We start from the raw sequence: 22,906 nt of genomic DNA, 5'->3' as shown, positions 1-22,906 counted from the left end.
GAGGCGGCGTGTCCAGCGCCACCGCCCCTTCCCGTCCACATCGCCCGCTCTTCGCCATCGGCCTGCGCCTGGTCGCCGTCATCTGTCTGGCGGTGATGTTCGTGACCGGCCGGGTCGCCGACGCCCATGGCGTCCATCTGGTCGAAACCCTCTTCTACCGTCAGGCGCTCGCCCTGCCCGTGGTCTTCGCCTGGCTGGCGATGAGCAGCGGCATCGGCGCCATCCGTACTCGCCGGATCGGCGTCCATGCCACCCGCATGGTCATCGGCCTCACCGGCATGGCGCTCAATTTCCTGTCCTATATCCTGCTGCCGCCAGCCGAGGCGACGACGATCGGCTTCACCATGCCGATTTTCGGCACGATCCTGTCAGCGCTGATCCTGCGCGAGCCGACCGGCATCCATCGCTGGACGGCGGTCATCCTTGGCTTCCTGGGCGTCCTCATCATGATCCGGCCTGAAGGCGGCCATTTCCCGCCCATGGGCGTTGCCGTCGCCATAACCGCCGCGCTGGTGACGGCCAGCGTCAGCCTGGTGCTGCGCGAGCTTGGCCGCACCGAAAGCGCCGGGGTCGTTGTCTTCTGGTTCACTGCCCTGTCGGTCCCGCCGCTCGGCATCGGCATGCTCTTCTATGGCCAGGCACATGACGCGCAGACCTGGGGGCTGTTGCTGCTGATCGGCCTGTTCGGCGGCATCGCGCAATTGTGCCTCACCGCCGCGCTGCGCTGGGCGCCGGTTTCGGTGGTGCTGCCGATGGATTACAGCTCGATCCTGTGGACCACCCTGCTCGGCTGGGCGATCTGGGGCGACTGGCCGATGTGGACGACCTGGCTCGGCGCGGCGCTGATCATCGCCAGTGGCCTCTATATCGCCTGGCGTGAACATCGCCACGCCAGGCGTCTCGCAGAGGTTTAGGCCAGCAGTTCCGCGTCCAGGCTGATATCGGCCTTCAGCAGTTTCGATACCGGGCAGCCGGCCTTGGCCTTGGCCGCCAGTTCCTGGAAGGTCGCGTCGTCGGCGCCCGGGATCTTCGCCTTCAGGGTCAGCTTGCTCGCGGTGATGGCGAAGCCCCCCTCCTGCTGCTCCAGAGTGACCACTGCGCTCGTCTCCATATTTTCCGCCGTCAGTCCCGCCTCGCCTAGGATCAGCGACAGCGCCATGGTGAAGCAGGAGGCATGAGCGGCAGCGATCAGTTCTTCGGGATTGCTGCCCGGCACGCCCTCGAACCGAGTGGCAAAGCCATAGGGATAGGCGTCGAGCGCGCCGCTCTGAGTCGAGATCGTGCCCTTGCCGTCCTTGAGGCCGCCACTCCAGGCCGCCGAACCGGTGCGATTAATCTTCATGCCGATGCTCCTTGCTGTGAAGCTGAGGAACCCCACCGGCTCCCCATAGTTGCACCAGAATAGAATGTTTTTGCAGGAGAGTGACAATGGTCGAGATGATGACCGAACATCGCGGCGACCTGATCGCGTCGGACCGGGTCGAAGGCACCGTTGTCTATAATCGTCAGGGCGAAAAGCTGGGCAAGATATCTCACTTCATGGTCGACAAGCGCAGCGGTCAGGTCCGCTATGCGCTGCTGTCCTTCGGCGGGTTTCTGGGTATGGGAAATGAACATTACCCGCTGCCCTGGTCGATGCTGCATTATGATACCGACAAGGGCGGCTATGTGATCGAACTGGCCAAGGAGGTGCTGGAGCAGGCACCCCATTATCTGGTCGAGGATCGCCCGGCCTTCGACGATGCCTATGGCCGCAACGTCTATCAATATTATGGACTGATCTACCCCTGGTAGCTTTTTCAAGCGCGATCAGGGGCTTGATATGGGCATGCGGTCGATGGGCCGGCGCACCCATTTATCTGCCATTCAGGTTGCCCAGATTTCGACACATTTCGGCGCTCACCTATTGTCTACCAGATGAATAGTATTATTTTGGCAGGCTCGGAATATAGGACGAGGATAACGATAATGGAGCGATTCGGACATTCGGGAACCGCACGCCAGCCGGTCGTGCTGACCATCCCCGGCCTCAACAATAGCGGCCCTGGTCATTGGCAGACATTGTGGGAGCAAAAGCGCGGCGATTGCGAACGCGTCGACCTGGGTAGCTGGGCCAGTCCCAATCGCAATGCCTGGGTCACCCGGCTTGATGCCGCCATCCGGCAAGCCGACGGTCCTGTCATTCTGGCGGCGCACAGCCTTGGCTGTCTGGCGGTCGCCTGGTGGGGAGCGTTGCAGAGCCAAGCCTATGGCTGGCCGGTGACCGGCGCCCTGCTGGTCGCCCCGCCGGATTGCGACCGGATGGAAACGCCCGAGACGATCGGTGGCTTTGGTCCAACGCCGCGCACGCCACTGCCCTTCCCGTCCATCCTCGTCGGCAGCCGCAACGATCCCTATATCTTCTTTGAACGCGCCCACAGCATCGGCAAGAATTGGGGCAGCCAGTTCGTCGATGCCGGGCATAGCGGCCATATCAATGCCGATTCGGGCCTGGGCGAATGGGGCTTTGGCCAGGCCTTGCTGGAACGGCTGATCGATAATGCACAGGAACAGGCGTCCGCCGTGCGCCAGATGCGCCCGGCGATGCCGATGGCTCAGCTCGACCGGACACCCGGAAGCCTGCGCATCGCCACCTGATATCGCCGGGGCGCGACAAGAGAATCTTGCGCGCCCCTTATATTTGCTTTTTTGTCTACTTATACGGTTGAGTTAAGAAGCGGGCAGAGGGATTTGACATGACCGAACATAGAACGATCGAACTTCGCCACAGCCGCGCCGATGGACAGCGCCCCGATATCATCGCCAGCATCGACAAGGTGCGCGATGTGCTCGACGGACTCCGCTTCGGCTCGATCACGCTCACCGTCCACGACGCCCGCGTCGTGCAGATCGACGTCACCGAAAAGACGCGCCTTTCCGCCTGACCATTTCAGGGAGGGCAAGCGCAAGGATCAGGGCAGGCCGAAGACGGCATGCCGGTGCGGCACTGGGGGCGCCGCATCAACAGGGAACACCCCGACAGCACGGCTTTGACCGGACCACCGGAAACGCCGCGATCAAGATAGCACCGGACATCCGGAACCAAGGGGAAGAACATGATTGCGCGTTTTCTGTTGCTCGCCAGCGTGGCGAGCGCTTCATTCGTCACGCCATCCGCCTTTGCGGCCGAGGCACCGCAACCGGCCGTTGATGGCGATCAGCAGGCCAGCAGCCCACGCGGCGACGTGATCGTCGTCACCGCCCGCCGCCGCCAGGAAACCGCGCAGGAAGTGCCCTTGGCCATTTCCGTGGTGAAGGGTGACAGTATCGAGGCGACCGGCAATTTCAACATCGTGAAGCTGCAGCAGCTCGCACCGACGTTGCAGGTCTATACCACCAATCCGCGCAACACCTCGGTCAATATCCGCGGCCTGGGCGTGCCCTTCGGCCTCACCAGCGACGGCTTTGAACAGGGCGTCGGCATCTATGTCGATGACGTCTATAACAGCCGCGTTGCCGCCGCGACCTTCGACTTTCTCGACGTCAACCAGGTGGAAGTGCTGCGCGGCCCCCAGGGCACGCTTTACGGCAAGAACACCACGGCCGGCGCGATCAACATCACGACCAACCAGCCGACCTTCGATTTTGAAGGACGCGCCGAACTGAGTGTCGGCAATCTCAACTATAAACAGGCCAAGGCCGCCATTTCCGGGCCGCTGACCGATACGATCGCCGCCCGCATCGCGGTTGCCGCGACCACCCGTCGCGGCACGTTGTACAATGTCACCAGCGAGCGCTGGATCAACGAGCAGGATAATCTGGGCATTCGTGGCCAGTTGCTGTTCAAGCCCAATGACGATTTCAGCCTCACCCTGTCGGGCGACTATAGCAAGCAGGATCCCGAATGCTGCGGCACCGTCTATGTCCGCGTCGGCAAGACCCAGCGCCCGCTTGCTCGCCAATATGATGCGCTGGTCGCAGCGGTCAACGCGGCCAATCCGGGCCGCAACTATGCAACGCCCAGCACCAATCCCTATGACCGGCTGACCGATCTCGATTCCAACCTCAATGCCGGCAACAAGATCGGCGGCGTATCGGCCAAGATCAAATGGGATGTCGGCCCGGGCACGCTGACCTCTGTCACCGCCTGGCGCTTCTGGGACTGGAAGCCGGAAAATGATCGCGACTTCACCGGCCTGTCGATCGTGTCCAAGTCGCAGAACCCGTCGCAGCAGGACCAGTATAGCCAGGAATTCCGCTATAATTATGAAAGCAAGGATGTCGACTTCGTGCTCGGCCTGTTCGGCTTCAAGCAGCGGATCGACACCCAGGGTACCGAACAACAGGGCGCCGACGCCAGCAAGTGGAGCCTGACCGGCGCCCTGGCGAACGACCCCAGCGTGCTGAATGGCCTGACCGCGAGCAACACCCAGTGGCTCAAGAGTACCAGCGCCGCCCTGTTCGGACAGCTCAGCTGGAAGGTCACCGATGCGCTCACCATCCAGCCCGGCGCCCGGCTCAACTATGACAAGAAGTCGGGCTATTATGAGCGTGTCGTGACCAATGGCGCAGGCCAGGTGATCAGCTGCACGCCGGCCCCTGCTGCCGGCACCGTACTCGCCGCCCAGTGCGGCGTCTATCAGCCGCAGGTCAGCGCCCCGTCGGACAGCGCGTGGAACTTCACCTACGACTTCAACGTCAATTACAAGATCGCACCGGATATCCTGGCCTATGCGACCTATGCCAAGAGCTTCAAGACGCTGGGCATCAACCAGAACGGCCTGCCGCTCAATGCCGACAACACCGTCAATTATGACGCTGGCACGGTGAAGCCGGAATCGGTCAATCATTATGAGCTGGGCCTCAAGACCCAGTTCTTCAATCGCCGGGCGACCTTCAACCTCACCGCCTTCCGCACCGACATCAAGAATTTCCAGGCAACCGTGAATGGCGGCCAGTTCGGTACGGTGCGCGGCTATCTCGCCAATGCCGGCAAGGTGCGTTCGCAGGGCATCGAGGCCGACTTCAAGGTCGTCGCCAGCGATCGCTTCACCGCTTATGCCAACGGCGCCTATACCGACGCCAAGTACAAGAAGTTCGTCGACGCCCCCTGCCCGCCCGAACTGTCGGGCGGCACCTTCCAGGCATCCGGCGCGACGCCCGACTATTCGCAGCCCGGCGTCCCCGGTGCGCTCAGCCCGCGCCAGTGCGACATTTCGGGCCAGGACCTGCCCGGCGTGTCGAAATGGGCCTTCTCCTACGGCGCGGAATATAACATTCCGGTCAATCTGCTGGCGAAGGACGGCCAGCTCTATCTGGGCGTTGACGGCAATTATCGTTCGCACTGGAACTCCAATGCCTCGCCTTCCATCTATACCGAGGTCAAGGGCTATGCCCTGACCAACGTCCGCGCCGGTTTCCGCGGCGAAGGCTTCGATGTGTTCGGCTGGGTCCGCAATGCCTTCGACGTGAACTATATCGAAAATCTCCAGGTCGCACCGGGCAACACCGGCCTGATTGCCGGCCAGCCCGGCGATCCCCAGACTTGGGGCGGCACGATCAAATTCTCGTTCTGACCCGAACGGGGCGAGACGACGGAGCCGGCCGAAGCGCGCATCATGCCGCTTCGGCCGGCCCGGCATTTGCACGCCGCGTCAGGCTGCGGTAGAGCGCGGCCATGTCCACGACTTTCACGCTCGACACCGCGACCAGCCGCGCCAATCCTACGCCCGCGCCGATGAAGCGGCTGACCGTGCCGCAGATCCAGCGCCGCAAGTTTGAAGGCAAGACCGACGAGCCGTTGGTGATGCTGACCGCCTATACCGCGCGTCAGGCACAGTTGCTCGATCCCCATTGCGACATGCTGCTGGTGGGCGATTCGCTCGCGCAGGTCATTTACGGCCTGCCCTCCACCCTGCCGGTCACGCTCGACATGATGATCGCCCATGGCGCTGCCGTGGTCCGTGGCAGCTATCACAGCGTCGTGCTGGTCGACATGCCCTTTGGTTCCTATGAGGCGTCGCCGCAGCAGGCCTTTGCCAGCGCCAGCCGCGTGATGGCCGAAACCGGCTGCGCCGGCGTCAAGCTGGAGGGCGGCGAAGCCATGGCCGAGACGATCCGCTTCCTCACCCAGCGCGGCATTCCGGTGATGGCGCATATCGGCCTCACGCCCCAGGCGGTAAATGCACTGGGTGGCTATGGCGCGCGCGGCAAGAGCCAGGAGGAACATGCCAAGATTCTGGGCGATGCCCGCGCCGTGGCAGCAGCCGGCGCCTTCGGCATGGTGGTCGAAGGCGTGATGGAGGAACTGGCGGACATCATCACCGATAGTGTCGATGTGCCGGTGATCGGCATTGGCGCCTCGGCCCGCTGCGACGGCCAGGTACTGGTAGCGGAAGACATGCTCGGCATGTTCGAGCGTACCGCCCGTTTCGTGAAACGCTATGCCAATCTGGCGGAAACGATCAGCCAGGCAGCGGAAAGCTATGCTGCGGAGGTCCGCAATCGCAGCTTTCCGGGCGACGATCAGGTCTATCGGCCGAAAAAGTGATTTGCGAGTCTTCGTCACCCCGCTAATGATCCCGCCTTCCGGCAGCTTCCACTGACCATTTTTCGGAGATTCCCGTGGCCCTGACGCCGCAAAACAGCGAAGCTTTCATGCGCGAGGTCGATGAGGCCGTCCGCCAGGACCAGCTCCTCACCTTCTGGCAGCGCTATGGCCGCTGGCTCATCGCCCTGCTGATCCTGGGGCTCGCAGCCTTTGGTGGCTGGCTCTACTGGCAGCATTACAGCAAGACCCAGTCCGAAGTCGTGTCCGAACAAATGGACAATGTCCTGACGACGGCGGTAGGCGGCGGCACGCCCGACGCCAAGGATGTCGACGCGCTCGCCAAGGCCAGCCAGCCGGGCTATCGCGCCTCCGCCCTGCTGGTGCAGGCCGGCCTGGCCGCGCGCAAGGGTGACAGCAAGGCCGCGATCGCCGGCTACAAGGCGATCGCCGCCGATACGTCGCTGGCGCAACCCTATCGCGACCTTGCGCTCATCCGCCAGACGGCGATCGAGTTCGAGACGCTCAAGCCCCAGCAGGTCGTCGACCGCCTGAAGCCGTTGGCCGTCGAAGGCGCGCCCTGGTTCGGCAGCGCCGGCGAGATGGTCGCCATCGCCTATATGAAGATGGGCAAACCGGATCTCGCCGGTCCGATGTTCGCGGCCATGGCCAAGGACGCAAATGTGCCCCAGTCGATCCGTTCACGTGCGCGACAGATGGCAGGACTATTGGGTATTGACGCGGTCGAGACGCCCGCCGAGCCGGTACAGGGATAAGCAAGCGCATGGCTATGCACAGCATGACGAAGTTCGGGCCGGTCGGCCGCGCAGTCACCATGGCCGCCATGGTGGCATTGCTCGCCGGCTGCGGCGTGGTTGGCGGCAAGAAGGGCGGCCCCAAGACACCGGTCATCGGCAATCGCGTGTCGATTCTCAGCAACGAGCAGGGAATCGAGATCGATCCGACCCTGGCCGATGTACCGGTCAGCCTGCCTGCCCCCTTCGCCAATGACCAATGGTCGCAGCCGGGCGGCGACCCATCCAAGGCGCTGGGCCATCTGGCGCTCGGCGCCACGCCGCAGCAGATCTGGAGCGCCTCGATCGAAGGCAGCACCCCGCAGGCCCGGCTTGCCTCCTCCCCGGTCGTGGCCGGTGGCAAGCTGTTCGTGATCGATGCCGGTGCCCATGTCATCGCGTTCGACGCCAATAATGGCCAGAAGCTGTGGCAGACATCCCTGCCCGCCGAAGGCAATGGTCGTGCCGTTTTCGGCGGCGGTGTCAGCGTCCTCGACGACAAGCTGTTCGCCAGCACGGGCGTCGGTGACGTGGTGTCGATGAATGTCAGTGACGGCTCAATCGTCTGGAAAGTCCATCCGGGCGGCCCGCTGCGCGGCGCGCCGACGCTGGAAAATGGCCATGTCTATGTGATGGGCCAGGACAATCAGATCTTTGCGCTCAACCAGTCTGACGGCGCCACCCAATGGACCGACAGCGGCACGCTGCAGGTTACCGGCATCTTTGGCGTTGCGGCGCCTGCCGCCGCCCAGGGCACGGTGATCGCGGGCTATAGCTCGGGCGAGATCAACGCCTATCGCTACGAAAATGGCCGGACCCTGTGGGGCGATGCCCTGTCGAGGACCAGCATCTCCACGGCGGTAGCCACGTTGACAGACATCGACGCCGATCCGGTGATCGACCGGGGCCGCGTCTTCGCGATCGGCCAGGGCGGCCGCATGGCGTCGTATGAACTCACCAGCGGCCAGCGCCTGTGGGAAATCAACATCGCCGGCATCTCGACCCCTTGGGTGGCGGGCGAATGGGTATTTGCCGTGACCAGCGATGCCAAGCTGCTGTGCGTCGCTCGCGCCACCGGCAAGATTCGCTGGATCAGCCAGCTGCGTCGGTGGGAAAAGGAAAAGAAAAAAGCCAACGCCATTCGCTGGACCGGTCCGGTTCTTGCCGGCGGGCGCCTGATTCTTGTATCGACGCGCGGCGATCTGAACTATGTCGATCCGATGACCGGCACCATCCAGTCCGATGTCGAAATGGGCAAGCCCATGTCGCTGTCGCCGATCGTCGCCAATAACACGCTCTACATCCTTGCCGACAACGGCAAGCTGACGGCGCTGCGCTAGGATGCGCTAGAAAGGAAACGGGCCTTCATCATGCTGCCCACAGTTGCTATTGTCGGGCGGCCCAATGTGGGCAAGTCCACCCTGTTCAACCGCCTGGTCGGTAAGAAGCTGGCGCTGGTCGATGACCAGCCCGGCGTCACCCGCGACCGGCGCGAAGGCGAGGCTCATCTTCTGGGCCTCGAATTCACCATCATCGACACCGCAGGCTATGAGGATGAAGACCCCCATAGCCTGCCCGGCCGCATGCGCATGCAGACCCAGGCGGCGGTCGAGAATTGCGACGTCGCCCTGTTCATGGTCGATGCCCGCGCCGGCATCACGCCGCTGGACGAGGAAATCGCCCGCTGGCTGCGCGAGGGCGACGCTCCGGTGATCCTGGTCGCCAACAAGGCCGAGGGCAAGTCGACCGAAGCCGGCGTCATGGAAGCGTTCATACTGGGCCTGGGCGAACCCATTCCCTTCTCCGCCGAACATGGCCAGGGCCTGGCGGACCTGTTCCAGGCGCTGCTCCCCCATCTCGAACGCGAGGACGGCGAGGAGCATGAGAAGGAATTTTACGAGGACGAGGAGAGCGCCCCGCTCAAGCTCGCCATCGTCGGCCGCCCCAATGCCGGCAAGTCGACCCTGATCAACCGGCTGCTTGGCGAAAACCGGCTGCTCACCGGCCCGGAAGCCGGCATCACCCGTGACAGCATCGCCGTCGACTGGATGTGGACCAGCCATGAGGGCGAGGAACGGCCGGTCCGCCTGATCGACACGGCCGGCATGCGCAAGCGTGCCAAGGTACAGGACAAGCTGGAAAAGCTTGCCGTGTCCGACGGCCTGAACGCCGTGAACTTCGCCGAAGTCGTGGTGCTACTGCTCGACGCCACCCGAGGCCTCGAGGCGCAGGACCTGCGCATCGCCGACAAGGTGCTGGAAGAAGGCCGCGCCCTCGTCGTCGCGCTCAACAAATGGGACACGGTCGAACATGGCTCGGCGCTCTATCAGGGCATCAAACAGGCCCTGTTCGACGGCCTGGCCCAGGTGCGTGGCGTGCCGATCATGACCGTATCCGCCGCCACCGGAAAGGGCCTGGACGACCTCATCAAGGTCGCGTTCGAGACCCGTACCGCCTGGTCGCAGCGCATCTCGACCGGCGTGCTCAACCGCTGGTTCGAGGCCGCGCTGGAGGCCAATCCGCCGCCAGCCCCGGGTGGCAAGCGGATCAAGCTGCGCTACATCACCCAGAACAAGACGCGCCCGCCGACGTTCGTGCTGTTCGGCACGCGGCTCGACGAACTGCCCGAAAGCTATCGCCGCTATCTGGTGAACGGCATCCGCAAGGAACTGGGTTTTGGCGCTGTGCCGGTGCGCCTGACATTGCGTAGCGCCAAAAACCCCTATGCCAGCAAATGACCCGATCTCCGGTCACCCCGTCCATGTGAACGCCAGGGGCATGAAATGCCCCTGGCCTGCCCTCCGGGCCGCCCGGGCGATGCGTGACGCCCATGCCATTATCATTGATGCCGACGATCCCATCGCATCGCGGGAATTGGAAGCGCTCGCCCAGCAGAATGGCTGGACGTTTTTGGCCGTTTCCCGGGATCGGTTCGCGCTCGGTCGGGTAACATAGGACTGAAATCGGTCGCCCTTGCGTTGCAGGATTTAACCCGCTGTTTACGCGCCGCCCCTATTTTCGCCACGAAGGAACACAAGGAGTGGCGTAGGTGTCCTATCAAGATGCCGAACTGGTGGAATGGAACGAGTTTGCACGCACCCGCACCGAGCTGGGTACGGCGTTCATGCGCATCCTGGGCTATTTCCGGGAGGATGGCGAAAAGGCCATCGGCGCCGTGGAACAGGCCTTCCGCGATCGTGATCCTGTTGCCCTGGTCCGCCCGGCCCATACGCTCAAGGGTGAATCGGCCCAGTTTGGCGCCCATCGCCTGAGCGCCATGGCGGAAGAAATCGAAATGGTCGCCCGGCGCTGTATCGAATTTCATGAAGGCCCCGATGAACTGATCGAGGTGGTCGTCGCACTGCGCCCCTGTTTCACGGAGACCATGGCTCTGCTCGATCGCGACGCCAACCCATTGGTAGCTCGTCGCCCGACGTTCGGCCGCCGCGTCGAGGTTCAGCCGCAAGGTTTCGGCCGCGCCGAATAATTCCGTATTGAAATAAAACGGACCATGCCCCCATATGGTGTGCATGACCCGCTTTTCTGTCCTCGACCTGGTTCCTGTCCGTGAAGGCAGCGACGTTTCCACCGCACTCGACGAAGCTGCCGATCTGGCGGCGCATGTCGAGACATTGGGCTATCATCGCCTGTGGGTGGCCGAACATCATGGCATGACCGGCATCGCATCGGCGGCGACGGCGGTCGTCCTGGCGCATATTGGCAGGGCCACCAGTTCCATCCGCATCGGCGCGGGCGGGATCATGCTGCCCAATCATGCCCCGCTGCTGATCGCGGAACAGTTCGGCACGCTCGATGCACTGTTCCCCGGCCGCGTCGATCTGGGCCTGGGGCGCGCGCCCGGCTCCGATCAGAAGGCATCGCAGGCCATCCGCCGCAACTTGAGCGGCGGCCCCGACCAGTTTCCGCGCGACGTTATCGAATTGCAGGCTTATTTTGCCGGCGATGACCGGCTGGGCATTCGGGCAACCCCGGGTGCCGGTGCCGATGTCCCCCTCTGGATTCTGGGGTCCAGCCTATATGGCGCGCAACTCGCAGCGGCACTCGGCCTGCCCTATGCCTTTGCTTCGCATTTTGCGCCGGCCGCGCTGGATGAGGCGCTGGCAATCTATCGCCGCGACTTTCGCCCCTCGGCCCAACTGGATCGCCCCTATGCCATGGCCGGATATAATATTTTCGCGGCGGACAGCGCGTCGGAAGCGACCCTGATCGCCAGTTCCATGCAGCAGGCATTCGTTCGCCTGCGCACCGGCCAGCCCGGAAAGTTGCAGCCGCCGGTCGAAGGCTATTATGACAGCCTGCCCCTGCAAGCCCAGGCCATGCTCGCCGACGTCATGAGCGCGTCGAGCATCGGCACCCAGGCCGATGTCGAACGAGACCTGGCCGCATTCCTCGCCCGCACTGATGTGGATGAGGTCATCATTGCGGCGCAGATCCACGATCCCGTCGCGCGTCAACGCAGCTATGCCATCGCGATGGCGGCCGCCACGGCATTAGCTGCGCACGAACCGGCCTGACAAGCTCATCAGGCCGGGGCCAGTCGCCCGCCACTCAACACCCGCGCCGCCGTCGGTGCGATCCGGCGCAACAGACTGCCGATCACGACCACGGCAGCCAGGATGAGGAAAGGCTGCACGATCAGATAGAATGGATATAGCGGCGACCCGAGCGGACCGAACAGCGCACCCAGCACAGGCCCGCCCAACCAGATCAGGATCAGATGCGCGCAAAAGAGGAAGAAGGCATAGGGTTCTACCCGCAACAGCGCCCCGCGCGCAGGGCTGGCCGCCAACGCCCAGGCGAGACGCCAGAAGCCTAATGCCGCGCCGATGCGGACGGCCATGTCGAGGCTGGACAGAGCGAGCGGCGGCCATCCTGCCCCCGCATTGAGCGACACATAGAGCTGGGCCGACATCAAGAGGACAAAGGGCATGACGGCGAGCGACAGTGGCAGTTCCGCCGCCCGGTCCATCCAGCCGCCACGCCGTGCCAATATACCTGCGGTGAAGAAGAAGAGGATCGACGCCCGCATCAGCACCGGCGCTCCTATCCCCAATATCTGGCTGATCGCGGCGGCACCGGCGACCAGCAGCAACGCCCAGTTCGGCATGCGCACCAGCAAGGGCGCGGCCAGCATGCACAGGAACAGGTCACGCAGGAACGGCATTTGCACATTAATGTCTGGATTGCGCGATACGATGAACAATTCCTGGGCCACCCAGCCACCCGATTGCGGCAGCGGCGCCGACAGCCCGCCGAACCATGCGGCCCCCGACACCAGCAGAATCGCAACCGCATTCCACAACAGCATTGGGAGCAATATGGTCCGTGCCTTGCGCCCGACATGATGGGTCCAATTGCGGGTGCGGGCTGATCCGCCGACCAGCCAACCCGATATCAGGCCCAGCAGCGGCACCGCGCTCCGCCCGAATATCTCCATCAGCACCCAGCGCAGCCCTTCCTGTGCGGATCCGCGCAGCATTTCCAGATCCTGGCCGTTGCGCCCTGTCCACGCATGGACATAGACGACGCCCAGAATGCAGATTACGCGCGCGATCGCGATCGCGTCGGAACGGCGCGCTCCATCGGTCGGCAGAGTTTCGGGCAAGTAATTTTCCTGACTATGGTCAGCTTCTCAATGCGCGAAACCGCCCCCCGTTCCAGCGCCTCGGCCCGGCCGGGGCGATTGCATGACGAAATGATGGGTTCAAGCGTCGACATTCCCGGCGCAGCATCGACCTTCCAGCGCGCACCAGCCCCCCAAGCCCCAGCCAATAATCGACTGTAATCCAATATTTACCTCTGATCGTTACGAGCGAATAGGTTTGCCGGATGCTATCCGGTAAGGGGGACAATTAAGGCTCATGACCCAAATGCCGGGCGCATATCAATTTTCTCAAGAGACAGCGTCCGCGCAACCTTTTCCGGCCCGGCAGGCAGGGCCAGACCTTGGCCCGTCGCTGGGCATGGTTTTCCAGATTGCCGGATCCAGTTCCAAGATACTGGTCGACCCCAATAGCCTGAGTGCCTTCTCGCACGATCTGGACCCTTGCACCGCCATGGCCGGCCAAGTTGGTAGCCAGGTGAAGATGCGAGTGGGCGAATGCTGGTTGATCGCCAATATCCGTTCGCTGGTGCTGGACCGCAGCAATGGCGGCGCGATCATCGCCGACATCGACTTCCTGGGCGAGGGTGAAGAGGAAAGGCTGACCGGGCGAATCTACCGCTTCCGTCGCGGCGTCACCCGCTATCCCACGCCCGGCACCGACATTTATCCGGTTTCCAGCCTGGACATGCAGCAAATCTATGCGGCAGACGAAAGGCCCCATGTCCAGATCGGCACCGTCTACCCCACCACGGACACCCGCGCCGCGCTGTATGTCGATTCCATGCTGGGCAAGCATTTCGCGCTGCTCGGATCGACCGGTACCGGCAAGTCGACTAGCGCCGCGCTGATCCTGCACCGCATCTGCGACCTGTCGCCCCAGGGCCATATCGTGATGATCGATCCCCATGGCGAATATGGCGCCGCCTTCCAGCAAAATGGCGCGGTGTTCGATATCAACAACCTCGCATTGCCCTATTGGCTGATGAATTTCGAGGAACATTGCGAAGTGTTCGTGACGTCGGAAGGGGCCGAACGCACGCAGGATTGCGATATCCTCGCCAAATGCCTGCTGGCCGCGCGGATGAAGAACCGCCTGGCCGAAAGCATCGGTCGCCTGACCGTGGATTCCCCCGTACCCTATCTGCTGTCGGATCTGACCGCGATCCTGCAGAACGAGATGGGCAAGCTGGAAAAAGGCACCGGGTCGCTGCCCTATATGCGGCTCAAGTCCAAAGTCGACGAGATCAAGTCCGATCCGCGCTATTCCTTCATGTTCTCCGGCATGTTGGTCGCGGATTCGATGCAAGCCTTCCTCGCCAAAATCTTCCGCCTGCCTTCAAACGGCAAGCCGATCTCCATCATCGATGTGTCGGCCATGCCATCGGACATCACTTCGGTGGTCGTATCGGTGCTGTCGCGGCTGGTATTCGACTATGCCATCTGGGCGCGCGACGAGCCGCAGCGCCCCATCCTGCTGGTGTGCGAGGAAGCGCATCGCTACATACCGGCCAGCACGGCCGGCGGCGGTCAGGCAGTGCGCCGCATCCTGGAACGGATCGCCAAGGAAGGCCGTAAATATGGCGTGTCGCTGGGGCTCATCACCCAGCGCCCCTCCGACCTAGCCGAGGGCGTGCTGTCGCAGTGCGGCACCATCATCTCGATGCGTCTCAACAATGATCGCGACCAGGCCTTTGTGAAGGCAGCCATGCCGGAAGGCGCGCGCGGCTTCCTGGATTCCATTCCCGCATTGCGCAACCGTGAAGCCATCATCTGCGGCGAAGGCGTCGCCGTGCCGATCCGCGTCGCCCTCGACAATCTGGAAGAATCACGCCGTCCCGCTTCGGGCGATCCGAGCTTCACCGAATTGTGGCGTCAGGCCGGCGGCGAAAACGACATATTGGAACGCACCATCACGCGCTGGCGCAACCAGGGGCGCTGACCGTCTCAGCCGGTCGGCGATATCCGCCCGGCCGGCTCGGTTTCGCTGTGCACCGCCTCGCGGCATTCCTCTTCGTGAATCGGGACCATCAGCGTGGCCTTGCGCCATCCCCCCTGCCAATAGACCAGGGCCGCCAGCGTCAACGAGACTGCCGATCCCGCCGGGAAGCTCAGCCACAATGCGTCCGCACCGATCCGGGGATAGATCGCATAATAGAAGCCCAGTCGCACGGCGAAGAGTGTGAAGATCAGGATCAGCAACGGTGCCACGACCACGCCGTTCGCCCGCATCACCCCGAACAGGATCATCGTGCAACCAAACAGCATGAAGCTCCAGCTTGCCAGCAACTGCATATTCCAGGCCGCGTCGATCACTGCCTGATTATGACTGAGGAACAGCGACAGCAGCGCTTCGTGGAAGATCAGGATGACGACCACCATCGCGCCGGTGATCGCCAGCAAATAACCAATGCCATAACCCGTAATCTTGCTGATCCGGTCCCAGCGCCCCGCACCGATATTCTGCGCCGCCATCGCGCTGACCGCCGCCCCCATCGCCATGGCCGGCATTTGCAGATAGGTCCAGATCTGCTGCGCGGCACCATAGGCGGCCGTCACCAGAAAACCCTCGCGATTGACCAGGCCGATCATCACCAGGCCCGACGTCGACATGACGATCATCTGCAGGCCCATCGGCAGGCCCTTGGTCGATAGCACCCGCATCTCGTCCATCGCAGGCTTGAGATAGCCCAGTTCCACGCCTCGAAGCCGCAGCGGCAGATCCTTGGCATAGGTGTAGATGATGAGGCCGATCAGGCTGATGAAGCCCGCTGCCGCCGTCGCCGCCGCAGAGCCGCCAATCCCCATAGCCGGGATCGGCCCCAGGCCCAGGATCAGCACGGGATTGAGCACCAGGTCGATAGCCACCGACAGGATCATGAAAATCAAAGGCGTGCGGGCGTCGCCCGTGCCGCGCAGGCCCATCATCATCATGACGCTCAGCAGCGAGGCCGGCATCGCGACGAAGATGACCCGCAGATAGGTCAGCGCCATGTCGAACGCCTCGGGCGGCGTCGCCAGCAGATGGAGCAGCGCCGGCCCGCCGAACCAGCCCGCCACCGCGACGCCCATGGCCAGCAGGAAGCAGAAACCCACGGCCGAGCCGAAGGCGCGCCGCGCCGCGTCCATATCGCGCGCGCCGACCGCCTGCGCGATCATCACCGTCGACGCCATGCCGAAGCCGAACACGACGGAGAACATCAGGAACATGATGATATTGGCGTTCGCCGTCGCGGCGAGCGCCTGTGGCCCCAAGAAGCGACCGACCCAGATCGCGTTGATCGATCCGTTCAGCGACTGGAGGATATTGGACGCCAGTGTCGGGATGGCGAATGCCAGCAAGGTGGAGGCGATCGGCCCCTGTGTCAGGTCCCGCGCCCCTTGTGCCCCTGCTGCCATTCGCCCTTACCCCTTATCCCCGATTGCGGCGCAGGCTAGGCGGCTCAGCCCAACCGGTCCAGTGCCGCCTTCAGCCTTTCCGCCTCGGCGGTCTTTTCGGCATGGTCCTCGCGCGCCTTGGCCACGGCCTCGGGCTTGGCCTTCTCGACGAAAGCCGGGTTCGACAGGCGACCGCCCAGCGAATCCCGTTCCTTGGCCGCTGCCGCCAGTGCCTTTTCGAGGCGGGTCTTTTCCGCTGCAATGTCGATCACGCCCTCCAGCGGCAGGATGAAAGTCGCCTCGTCGACGACGATCTGCGCCGCGCCGCCAGCGACATCCTCGCCATAGGCCAGGCTCTCGATCCGGCCCAGCCGCGCCAGCGCCGCACCCTGACGGTCGAGGCGCCCCCGCGTCTCGTCCGCCGCATCGCGCACGACCATGCGCAGCTTGGCGCCCGGCGGCACGTTGAGTTCGGTCCGCGCGGTGCGGATCGCGCTCACCAGACGGATCAGCCAGTCGATCTCGCCCTGCGCATCGGTGTCGACCTCATAGAGGGCGACCGGCCATTCCGCGACGATCAGTTCCTGCGCACGCGCGCCGGTCAACTGCCACAGCTCTTCGGTGATGAAGGGCATGAAGGGGTGCAGCATGACCAGGATCTGGTCGAACGCCCAGCCGGCAACGGCCTTCGTCTCGTCATCCATCGAACCCTTGGTCAGTTCGATATACCAGTCGCAAAACTGGTCCCAGACGAAGTGATAGATGGCGTTGGCGCCCGCGTCGAAACGCAGTTCGGTCATGGCCGTGTCGATCGCCTGCACCGTCGCCACCGTTTCGGCGATGATCCAGCGATTGACCGGCAGCGTGGCGTGCGCTGCTTCGCGGCTGGTCGAGGCGGTGACGCCATTGGCCTGCAGGAAGCGCGCCGCGTTCCACAGCTTGGTCGCGAAGTTGCGATAGCCCTCGACCCGCTTCTCATCCATCTTCACGTCGCGGCCCTGGCTTTCCATCGCCGCCATGAAGAAGCGCAGCGCGTCGGCGCCGAACTTGTCGATCAGGCCCAGCGGATCGACCACATTGCCCTTGGACTTGGACATTTTCTGCCCGTCGGCCGCACGCACCAGGCCATGGAGATAGAGCTTCTTCCACGGCACATCGCCCATGAACTCCATCCCCTGCATCGCCATGCGTGCATCCCAGAAGAACAGGATGTCGAAACCGGAGATCAGCAGGTCATTGGGATAATGGCGGGCCAGCGTATCGCTCTGTTCCGGCCAGCCCAGCGTGCCGAACGGCCACAAGGCGGACGAGAACCAGGTGTCGAGCACGTCGGGATCGCGGCTGATCTTGATCTCATGTCGATGATTTGGTCCCAACGGTACGGCAGCAGAATCGTTTGGTCCTATCTCGCCGATCGCCGAAATATCCACACCGTAATATTCAGCAAATTCCTGCCGAGCCTCATCTGCATTGTTGGCGACGACAATATGGCTTCCTGCCCAGTTATGCGGCGGACTGGCGTCCATTCCGTCATATGAGACATCTTCGTAAACTTGCTTATTGTGCCCAAACCAGGCCGGGATCTGATGGCCCCACCAGAGCTGGCGCGACACGCACCAGGGCTGGATATTCTCCATCCAGTTGAAGAAGGTCTTTTCCCAGCTCTTGGGGACGATCTCGATCCGGCCGTCACGCACCGCCTGCATCGGCGCCACCGCCAGCTTTCCGGCATCGACATACCATTGGTCGGTCAGCCAGGGCTCGATCACCACGCCAGAACGGTCGCCATAGGGGGTCTGGATCGTGCGCGGCTCGAAATCGGCGGCGACCTCCTCGCCTTCCTTGTTCTTCGTGACATGGGACACGAGGAAGCCGAGTTCCTTCATTTCCGCGACCACGGCCTCGCGCGCGCCGTCCCGGCCGTCCTTCTTGAAGCGATGCAGCCCCAGGAAGCGATCGGGGATCAGGCCATCGGCGGTCTGCACGACATTGGCATCGGCATCGAACATGTTGAGCATGTCCGCCGCCTTCATGCCCGCGCGCTTACCGACCTCGAAATCGTTGAAGTCATGGCCCGGCGTGATCTTGACCGCACCCGAACCCAGTTCCGGATCGGCATGTTCGTCGGCGACGATCTTGAAGCGGCGACCGGTGATCGGCTGGAAGATTTCCTTGCCGATGACATCCTTGTAGCGCGGATCCTCGGCATTCACCGCAACCGCCATGTCGGCCAGCATGGTTTCCGGGCGCGTGGTGGCGACGACGATATGGTCGCTGCCGTCGGCCAGCGTCACGCCGTCCGCCAGCGGATAGCGGAAGCGCCAGAAGCCGCCCTGCGTCTCCTTGGTCTCGACCTCCAGGTCGGAAATGGCCGATCGGAAATGCGGGTCCCAGTTGACCAGACGCTTGTCGCGATAGAGCAGGCCGCGCTGGTGCAACTCCACGAACACCTTGATGACGGCCTTGGAAAAGCCCTCGTCCATGGTGAAGCGTTCATTGGCCCAGTCCATCGAACAGCCCAGACGGCGCAGCTGGCTGGTGATCGCGCCGCCACTTTCCGCCTTCCAGTCCCACACCTTGGCGATGAAATCGTCGCGGCTGAAATCGGTGCGCTTCTGCCCGGCCGCGTTCAGCTGCCGCTCAACCACCATCTGGGTCGCGATGCCGGCATGGTCGGTGCCGACCACCCACAGCGCATCCTTGCCGCGCAGCCGCTCATAGCGCACGACGATGTCCTGCAGCGTATTGTCGAGCGCATGGCCGACATGCAGGCTGCCGGTCACGTTCGGCGGCGGATTGACGATGGTGAAGGGTTCGGCGCCCGGACGGTCCGGGCGGAACAGGCCATTGGCCTCCCAATGCTGGTACCAGCGGGTCTCGATGGCGGCGGGGTCGAAGGTTTTGGGCAGTTCGGTCATGATCGCGCTTTAACGCCTGCCGCACGACACGCAAGAGAGCGCCCAGAAGTCAGAGCCAAACTATGTTGCGTCATCCAACATTGCGGGCGGCAATAACGCTTTCAAGAGTTCGGGAATGGCATCGGCTTTGACGCGAACTTTGCCATCCCCCTTTTGCGCAACCAATTCGAGTTCCGCACCGCTGTTGTCATATACCCAAGCCCTGTCTGCCTGGTAGAAAAACCAGGAAAGCTGTTCAAACGACCGCTCTCGTCGCGATCGGACCTTGTCGGCCGGGACGTCATGCCCGCCTTTAGCGACGCGCTGCTTGATGCGCTTCAACTGCTTCTCGACGCTATCCAGAAAAACATAGATCAGGTGGATTTCGAAATCATGGCTGCGTGCGAGTTCGACCAATCGCCGATACTTCCCGCTGGACAATACGGTTTCAACGCCAATGGTCTGATGCACCCTGATCGAGGCATCCAGCCATGTTTCAATACGCTGAACCGCTGCGAGATTGGCATCGAGCAAAGGCAGGTTTTCGGTTTTCTGTAACCTGGCGGTCAGCAGGTCGGGATTGATGATCCATACCGAACCGTCAAATCCGACAAGGTCATTGCGACCGTAGGCCGTACTCTTGCCTGACCCGTTGGGACCAGCGACAATCCATAACCGTGGACGCGCTGTTCCCTTGTTGATCAACTATCGTTCTCTATCTCGCGATTTTCCTTACGTGCACGACGAATATTCGCCTGGAACGACGCGGTGAGGTCGGCACTGAAATTTGGGCCGTCGGCATCGACGATACGCAGCTTCACGATCTGACCATCCTTCCGAACGGTCCGAAATTTGGGCTTGCTGGGCTTCCCTGTGTCCAGGGGGCCATCAACCAGTTCGATCAGCTGCGTCGCCATATCCAATATATAACAATTGAACTTCTATAGTGAAAGAGCCTCGTCGTTCAGCCCGTCATTTCCCCTTGGCCGCGCCGGTCCACTGGTCCAGCCAGCCCAGCGCTTCGTCATACCATTGCAGCGAGTTCTTGGGCTTCAAGACCCAGTGATTCTCGTCCGGGAAGACGACCAGACGCGACGGGATCTCGCGCCGCTGCAACGCTGTGAAGGCGGCGATGCCCTGGGTATAGGGAATGCGGAAATCCTTCTCGCCGGTCACGACCAGCATCGGCGTCTTCCAATGGGCGACATGATTGACCGGGTTCCATTTCTCGAACTCTTCGGGCTTCTCATAATAGGGGCCGCCATACTCCCATTCGTCGAACCACAGTTCCTCGGTCTCATAGGCCATGGCGCGGGCGTCGAACACGCCGTCATGCTGGACGATGCACTTGAAGCCATCAGCCCACTGCCCCTCGATCCAGTTCATCATGTAACCGCCATAGCTGGCGCCCAGCGCACAGGCATTGCCTGCATCGACATTGGCATCCTTCGCCGCAGCGGCCGCGAGGCCCAGCTTCAGATCCTCCAGCGGCTTGCCGCCCCAATCCTGGTTGATCGCATCGGTGAAGGCCTGGCCATAGCCGGTCGAGCCATGGAAATCGACGATCACCGCGGCATAGCCATGGGCGGCGAACGCCTTGGGGTTCCAGCGATAGGACCAGCTGTCGTTGAAGCTGCCCTGCGGCCCGCCATGTACCAGGAAGGCGACCGGCAGCTTGCCCTTGACCCCCATGGGCTTGACGATCTGTCCCCAGACCGTGTCGCCATTGGCGCCCTTGAAGCTGAAGCGCTGGACCGAGACATCGTCCACCCCGGCCAGCTTCTGCGCATTGACATTCGTCAGGCGCACCGGCTTGCCCTTCGCAGCCGGCATCTTCCAGAAATCGGCCGGCGACTGGATGCTGTCCAGCGCATAGACGAAACCGCCATCGGGCAGCGGCACGACGCTGCCGGCATGGCCCTTTTGGGTGAGCCGCGTCACCTTGCCCGATGCGGCATCGACCCGGAACACCGGATTGTCGAGCACGTCATTGGCGGTGACCAGCAGCCCCTTGCCATTTGCCTCCCAGGCGATCGACCCGACCGACCTGTCCCAGCCTTCGGTCAACGCGCGCGTCTCGCCAGTGGCGATGTTGCGTAGCATCAGCACCAGCCGATCGGCCTCATAACCCGGCCGCTTCATCGCCGCATAGGCCAGCCATTTGCCGTCCGGCGACACCACCGGCATCGTGTCGGTCGCGTCATTGGCGTCGGTCAGGTTGATCGGCTTGGCACTACCATCGGCCGGCACGCTGAAAATATCCAGATTGGTCGACAGCGGCTCGATCCGCCCGGCCTCGCGCAGGGCGAAGAACAGCGTCTTGCCATCCGCGCTCCAGGCCAGTTCCTCAGCCCCGCCAAACGGCTTGGACGGGCTGTCACCGACCAGGCCGCCCATCACCGACACCGCCTTGCCGCCCGCGACCGGCATGACGAAGATCTGCGAACGCTGGCCGTCGCTCCACATGTCCCAGTGGCGCACGAACAGTTGGTCATAGACCCGGCCGCTGCCCGCGCTCGGCGGGGTCGGCGCCTTTACATCGTCGATCGTGCGCGCACCGACCGGGCGGTCGGCCCACAGCGCCACCTTGTCGCCCTGGGGGCTCAGCAGGAAACCCGAAATGCCGCCCGGCGCCTTGCTGATCTGCGCCGGCTGACCACCCGCGATCGGCGCGCGCCACAACTGGTCGTCGCCACTGGCGTTGGAGACATAATAAAGCGCGCTGCCATCGGCCGAAAAGACCGGCGATGCCTCATTCTTGTCGGGCACCGATGCGATCAGCCGGGGCGCCTGCCCGGCCTTGTCTATGGCCAGCAGATAGAGGTCCGTACGGCCCCGATTATTGGCAAGATCCGTACTGCGCAACTGATAGACCATCCACTTGCCGTCCGGCGACACGGTGGGCGACGACACCCGGTCCAGCGACACCATGTCATTGGGCGTGAAGGGACGGGCCGCTGCCGGGGCCACCAGCGCCGACGACAGGGCCAGTGCGCCAAGGCCGGCGAGCAGGATATGTTTCATGGAAAAATCACCCTCGGATCGAAAACACGGCGTGCCGGCGCATGCGATGCACGGCCGGGCGCGTCGATGAGATGATCCGTGGTCTAGGCGCGCCTTACGCCCCCGGCAAGAGGCCGGAGCGCGATCGCGGACTTGCAGGCCTCAGCGGCCAGTAATCCGCGAAATTTCCTTGGCGACCATCTCCTCGACCAGCGCGGGCAGGCGCGCGTCGAGCCATTCCTTCAGCATCGGGCGCAGCATCGCACGGACCAGCGCCTCAAGCGTATTGTCCTCGCCCTCGCGCGGCGTCACCAGCATCGACGACAGCGCCGACAACGAATGACGCGCCGCCACTTCGCTTTCCACCGACAGGATCGAATCGGCATCGCTCGCGCTATCGGCCTCGACGGCCATCTTGGCTGCGCGGGTCGGCTTGGGGGCAGGCATGGGTTCCTCCAGCGAAATCTCGTCCGTCAGTTCCAGCACTTCCTCGATCGCCGGCGGCATCGAAGCAAGGGGCTGCGCGATCGGCGTTGCGGCGCTCAGGTCGATGGGCGCCTTCTGCTTGCGCTGGGGTACCGCCTGCACGGCCTCCTCACCTTCTTCGGCGATGATCCGCTTGATGGACGAGAGTATCTCTTCCATCGAGGGTTCCTTGGTCATGTCACCCATGGATAGTCCCCGT

At 63.1% G+C, this 22,906-nt stretch carries 21 protein-coding genes; 13 read left to right on the top strand and 8 right to left on the bottom strand.

What is annotated here, in order from left to right; translation table 11 throughout:
* Window positions 1–8: 8 nt before the first annotated feature.
* On the top strand, window positions 9–914 hold the full coding sequence (locus PMI04_RS06105; RefSeq protein WP_007709593.1) for a DMT family transporter: 906 nt from the start codon (window positions 9–11) through the stop codon (window positions 912–914).
* Here PMI04_RS06105 and PMI04_RS06100 read toward each other — a convergent pair.
* A complete protein-coding gene (locus PMI04_RS06100) occupies window positions 911–1,342 on the bottom strand; it encodes an OsmC family protein (protein ID WP_007709592.1) in 432 nt (143 codons plus the stop codon). The genes PMI04_RS06105 and PMI04_RS06100 overlap by 4 nt on opposite strands.
* An 86-nt stretch (window positions 1,343–1,428) precedes the next feature.
* Between PMI04_RS06100 and PMI04_RS06095 the strand changes: the two genes are divergently transcribed.
* The 11 genes from PMI04_RS06095 to PMI04_RS06045 all read left to right on the top strand — a co-directional run bounded on the left by PMI04_RS06095 (window position 1,429) and on the right by PMI04_RS06045 (window position 11,855).
* Window positions 1,429–1,794 carry a PRC-barrel domain-containing protein gene (locus PMI04_RS06095; protein ID WP_007709591.1) on the top strand — a complete coding sequence of 122 codons (366 nt, stop codon included), beginning with the start codon at window positions 1,429–1,431 and terminating at the stop codon, window positions 1,792–1,794.
* A gap of 174 nt (window positions 1,795–1,968) precedes the next feature.
* Window positions 1,969–2,637: an alpha/beta hydrolase gene (locus tag PMI04_RS06090; protein WP_007709589.1), complete on the top strand. Its 669-nt coding sequence runs from the start codon at window positions 1,969–1,971 to the stop codon at window positions 2,635–2,637.
* A 98-nt stretch (window positions 2,638–2,735) separates the two neighbouring features.
* Window positions 2,736–2,924 (top strand): YezD family protein, encoded by a 189-nt coding sequence (locus PMI04_RS06085; protein WP_007709588.1) that lies wholly within the window; start codon window positions 2,736–2,738, stop codon window positions 2,922–2,924.
* A gap of 171 nt (window positions 2,925–3,095) precedes the next feature.
* On the top strand, window positions 3,096–5,555 hold the full coding sequence (locus PMI04_RS06080) for a TonB-dependent receptor (protein WP_007709587.1): 2,460 nt from the start codon (window positions 3,096–3,098) through the stop codon (window positions 5,553–5,555).
* Between the two features lie 101 nt (window positions 5,556–5,656).
* A complete protein-coding gene (gene panB, locus PMI04_RS06075) occupies window positions 5,657–6,529 on the top strand; it encodes a 3-methyl-2-oxobutanoate hydroxymethyltransferase (protein WP_007709585.1) in 873 nt (290 codons plus the stop codon).
* 74 nt (window positions 6,530–6,603) lie between these two features.
* Complete coding sequence (locus tag PMI04_RS06070) at window positions 6,604–7,302, top strand: tetratricopeptide repeat protein (RefSeq protein WP_007709583.1); 699 nt, start codon at window positions 6,604–6,606, stop codon at window positions 7,300–7,302.
* An 8-nt stretch (window positions 7,303–7,310) separates the two neighbouring features.
* Window positions 7,311–8,660, top strand: a complete 1,350-nt coding sequence (locus PMI04_RS06065; RefSeq protein ID WP_007709581.1) for a PQQ-binding-like beta-propeller repeat protein — start codon at window positions 7,311–7,313, stop codon at window positions 8,658–8,660.
* A gap of 30 nt (window positions 8,661–8,690) precedes the next feature.
* Window positions 8,691–10,058 carry a ribosome biogenesis GTPase Der gene (der, locus tag PMI04_RS06060; protein ID WP_007709579.1) on the top strand — a complete coding sequence of 456 codons (1,368 nt, stop codon included), beginning with the start codon at window positions 8,691–8,693 and terminating at the stop codon, window positions 10,056–10,058.
* A complete protein-coding gene (locus PMI04_RS06055) occupies window positions 10,045–10,275 on the top strand; it encodes a sulfurtransferase TusA family protein (RefSeq protein ID WP_037486369.1) in 231 nt (76 codons plus the stop codon). Before der ends, PMI04_RS06055 begins: the two co-directional genes overlap by 14 nt.
* 94 nt (window positions 10,276–10,369) lie before the next feature.
* A complete protein-coding gene (locus PMI04_RS06050) occupies window positions 10,370–10,807 on the top strand; it encodes an Hpt domain-containing protein (RefSeq protein ID WP_007709577.1) in 438 nt (145 codons plus the stop codon).
* 43 nt (window positions 10,808–10,850) lie between these two features.
* Window positions 10,851–11,855: an LLM class flavin-dependent oxidoreductase gene (locus PMI04_RS06045; protein WP_037486421.1), complete on the top strand. Its 1,005-nt coding sequence runs from the start codon at window positions 10,851–10,853 to the stop codon at window positions 11,853–11,855.
* An 8-nt stretch (window positions 11,856–11,863) separates the two neighbouring features.
* Here the strand turns inward: PMI04_RS06045 and PMI04_RS06040 are convergent, their stop codons facing one another.
* Window positions 11,864–12,946, bottom strand: a complete 1,083-nt coding sequence (locus PMI04_RS06040) for an acyltransferase (RefSeq protein ID WP_007709572.1) — start codon at window positions 12,944–12,946, stop codon at window positions 11,864–11,866.
* Between the two features lie 256 nt (window positions 12,947–13,202).
* On the opposite strand from PMI04_RS06040, the gene PMI04_RS06035 reads away from it, so the two are divergent.
* Window positions 13,203–14,885, top strand: a complete 1,683-nt coding sequence (locus PMI04_RS06035) for an ATP-binding protein (protein ID WP_007709570.1) — start codon at window positions 13,203–13,205, stop codon at window positions 14,883–14,885.
* Window positions 14,886–14,890: 5 nt separating this feature from the next.
* On the opposite strand, the gene PMI04_RS06030 is transcribed toward PMI04_RS06035, so the two are convergent.
* From PMI04_RS06030 to PMI04_RS06005, 6 genes are all read right to left on the bottom strand, one after another.
* Window positions 14,891–16,342 (bottom strand): MATE family efflux transporter, encoded by a 1,452-nt coding sequence (locus tag PMI04_RS06030; protein WP_007709567.1) that lies wholly within the window; start codon window positions 16,340–16,342, stop codon window positions 14,891–14,893.
* 44 nt (window positions 16,343–16,386) lie between these two features.
* A complete protein-coding gene (locus PMI04_RS06025; RefSeq protein ID WP_007709564.1) occupies window positions 16,387–19,239 on the bottom strand; it encodes a valine--tRNA ligase in 2,853 nt (950 codons plus the stop codon).
* Between the two features lie 60 nt (window positions 19,240–19,299).
* Window positions 19,300–19,923: an AAA family ATPase gene (locus tag PMI04_RS06020; protein ID WP_007709557.1), complete on the bottom strand. Its 624-nt coding sequence runs from the start codon at window positions 19,921–19,923 to the stop codon at window positions 19,300–19,302.
* Entirely contained in the window at window positions 19,920–20,135 is a 216-nt protein-coding gene (locus PMI04_RS06015) for a hypothetical protein (protein ID WP_007709553.1), read from the bottom strand. The genes PMI04_RS06020 and PMI04_RS06015 overlap by 4 nt, the downstream gene beginning before the upstream one ends.
* Before the next feature lie 55 nt (window positions 20,136–20,190).
* Complete coding sequence (locus PMI04_RS06010; RefSeq protein WP_007709547.1) at window positions 20,191–22,242, bottom strand: S9 family peptidase; 2,052 nt, start codon at window positions 22,240–22,242, stop codon at window positions 20,191–20,193.
* A 141-nt stretch (window positions 22,243–22,383) separates the two neighbouring features.
* Complete coding sequence (locus tag PMI04_RS06005) at window positions 22,384–22,893, bottom strand: DUF2497 domain-containing protein (protein ID WP_007709545.1); 510 nt, start codon at window positions 22,891–22,893, stop codon at window positions 22,384–22,386.
* Between the last annotated feature and the right edge of the window lie 13 nt (window positions 22,894–22,906).

Source organism: Sphingobium sp. AP49, assembly GCF_000281715.2.
Lineage (GTDB): Bacteria > Pseudomonadota > Alphaproteobacteria > Sphingomonadales > Sphingomonadaceae > Sphingobium.
Note: the sequence above shows the minus strand (reverse complement) of the source record. Positions and strands in the feature narration are given on the sequence as shown.

Bases quoted from the DNA above. Each gene is read 5' to 3' on its own strand.
- PMI04_RS06015 (WP_007709553.1), bottom strand. From the start codon at position 20,135: ATGGCGACGCAGCTGATCGAACTGGTTGATGGCCCCCTGGACACAGGG.
- PMI04_RS06080 (WP_007709587.1), top strand. From the start codon at position 3,096: ATGATTGCGCGTTTTCTGTTGCTCGCCAGCGTGGCGAGCGCTTCATTC.
- PMI04_RS06025 (WP_007709564.1), bottom strand. From the start codon at position 19,239: ATGACCGAACTGCCCAAAACCTTCGACCCCGCCGCCATCGAGACCCGC.
- PMI04_RS06090 (WP_007709589.1), top strand. From the start codon at position 1,969: ATGGAGCGATTCGGACATTCGGGAACCGCACGCCAGCCGGTCGTGCTG.
- PMI04_RS06030 (WP_007709567.1), bottom strand. From the start codon at position 16,342: ATGGCAGCAGGGGCACAAGGGGCGCGGGACCTGACACAGGGGCCGATC.
- PMI04_RS06005 (WP_007709545.1), bottom strand. From the start codon at position 22,893: ATGGGTGACATGACCAAGGAACCCTCGATGGAAGAGATACTCTCGTCC.
- PMI04_RS06045 (WP_037486421.1), top strand. From the start codon at position 10,851: ATGACCCGCTTTTCTGTCCTCGACCTGGTTCCTGTCCGTGAAGGCAGC.
- PMI04_RS06035 (WP_007709570.1), top strand. From the start codon at position 13,203: ATGACCCAAATGCCGGGCGCATATCAATTTTCTCAAGAGACAGCGTCC.
- PMI04_RS06085 (WP_007709588.1), top strand. From the start codon at position 2,736: ATGACCGAACATAGAACGATCGAACTTCGCCACAGCCGCGCCGATGGA.
- der (WP_007709579.1), top strand. From the start codon at position 8,691: ATGCTGCCCACAGTTGCTATTGTCGGGCGGCCCAATGTGGGCAAGTCC.
- panB (WP_007709585.1), top strand. From the start codon at position 5,657: ATGTCCACGACTTTCACGCTCGACACCGCGACCAGCCGCGCCAATCCT.
- PMI04_RS06065 (WP_007709581.1), top strand. From the start codon at position 7,311: ATGGCTATGCACAGCATGACGAAGTTCGGGCCGGTCGGCCGCGCAGTC.
- PMI04_RS06010 (WP_007709547.1), bottom strand. From the start codon at position 22,242: ATGAAACATATCCTGCTCGCCGGCCTTGGCGCACTGGCCCTGTCGTCG.
- PMI04_RS06055 (WP_037486369.1), top strand. From the start codon at position 10,045: ATGCCAGCAAATGACCCGATCTCCGGTCACCCCGTCCATGTGAACGCC.
- PMI04_RS06095 (WP_007709591.1), top strand. From the start codon at position 1,429: ATGGTCGAGATGATGACCGAACATCGCGGCGACCTGATCGCGTCGGAC.
- PMI04_RS06100 (WP_007709592.1), bottom strand. From the start codon at position 1,342: ATGAAGATTAATCGCACCGGTTCGGCGGCCTGGAGTGGCGGCCTCAAG.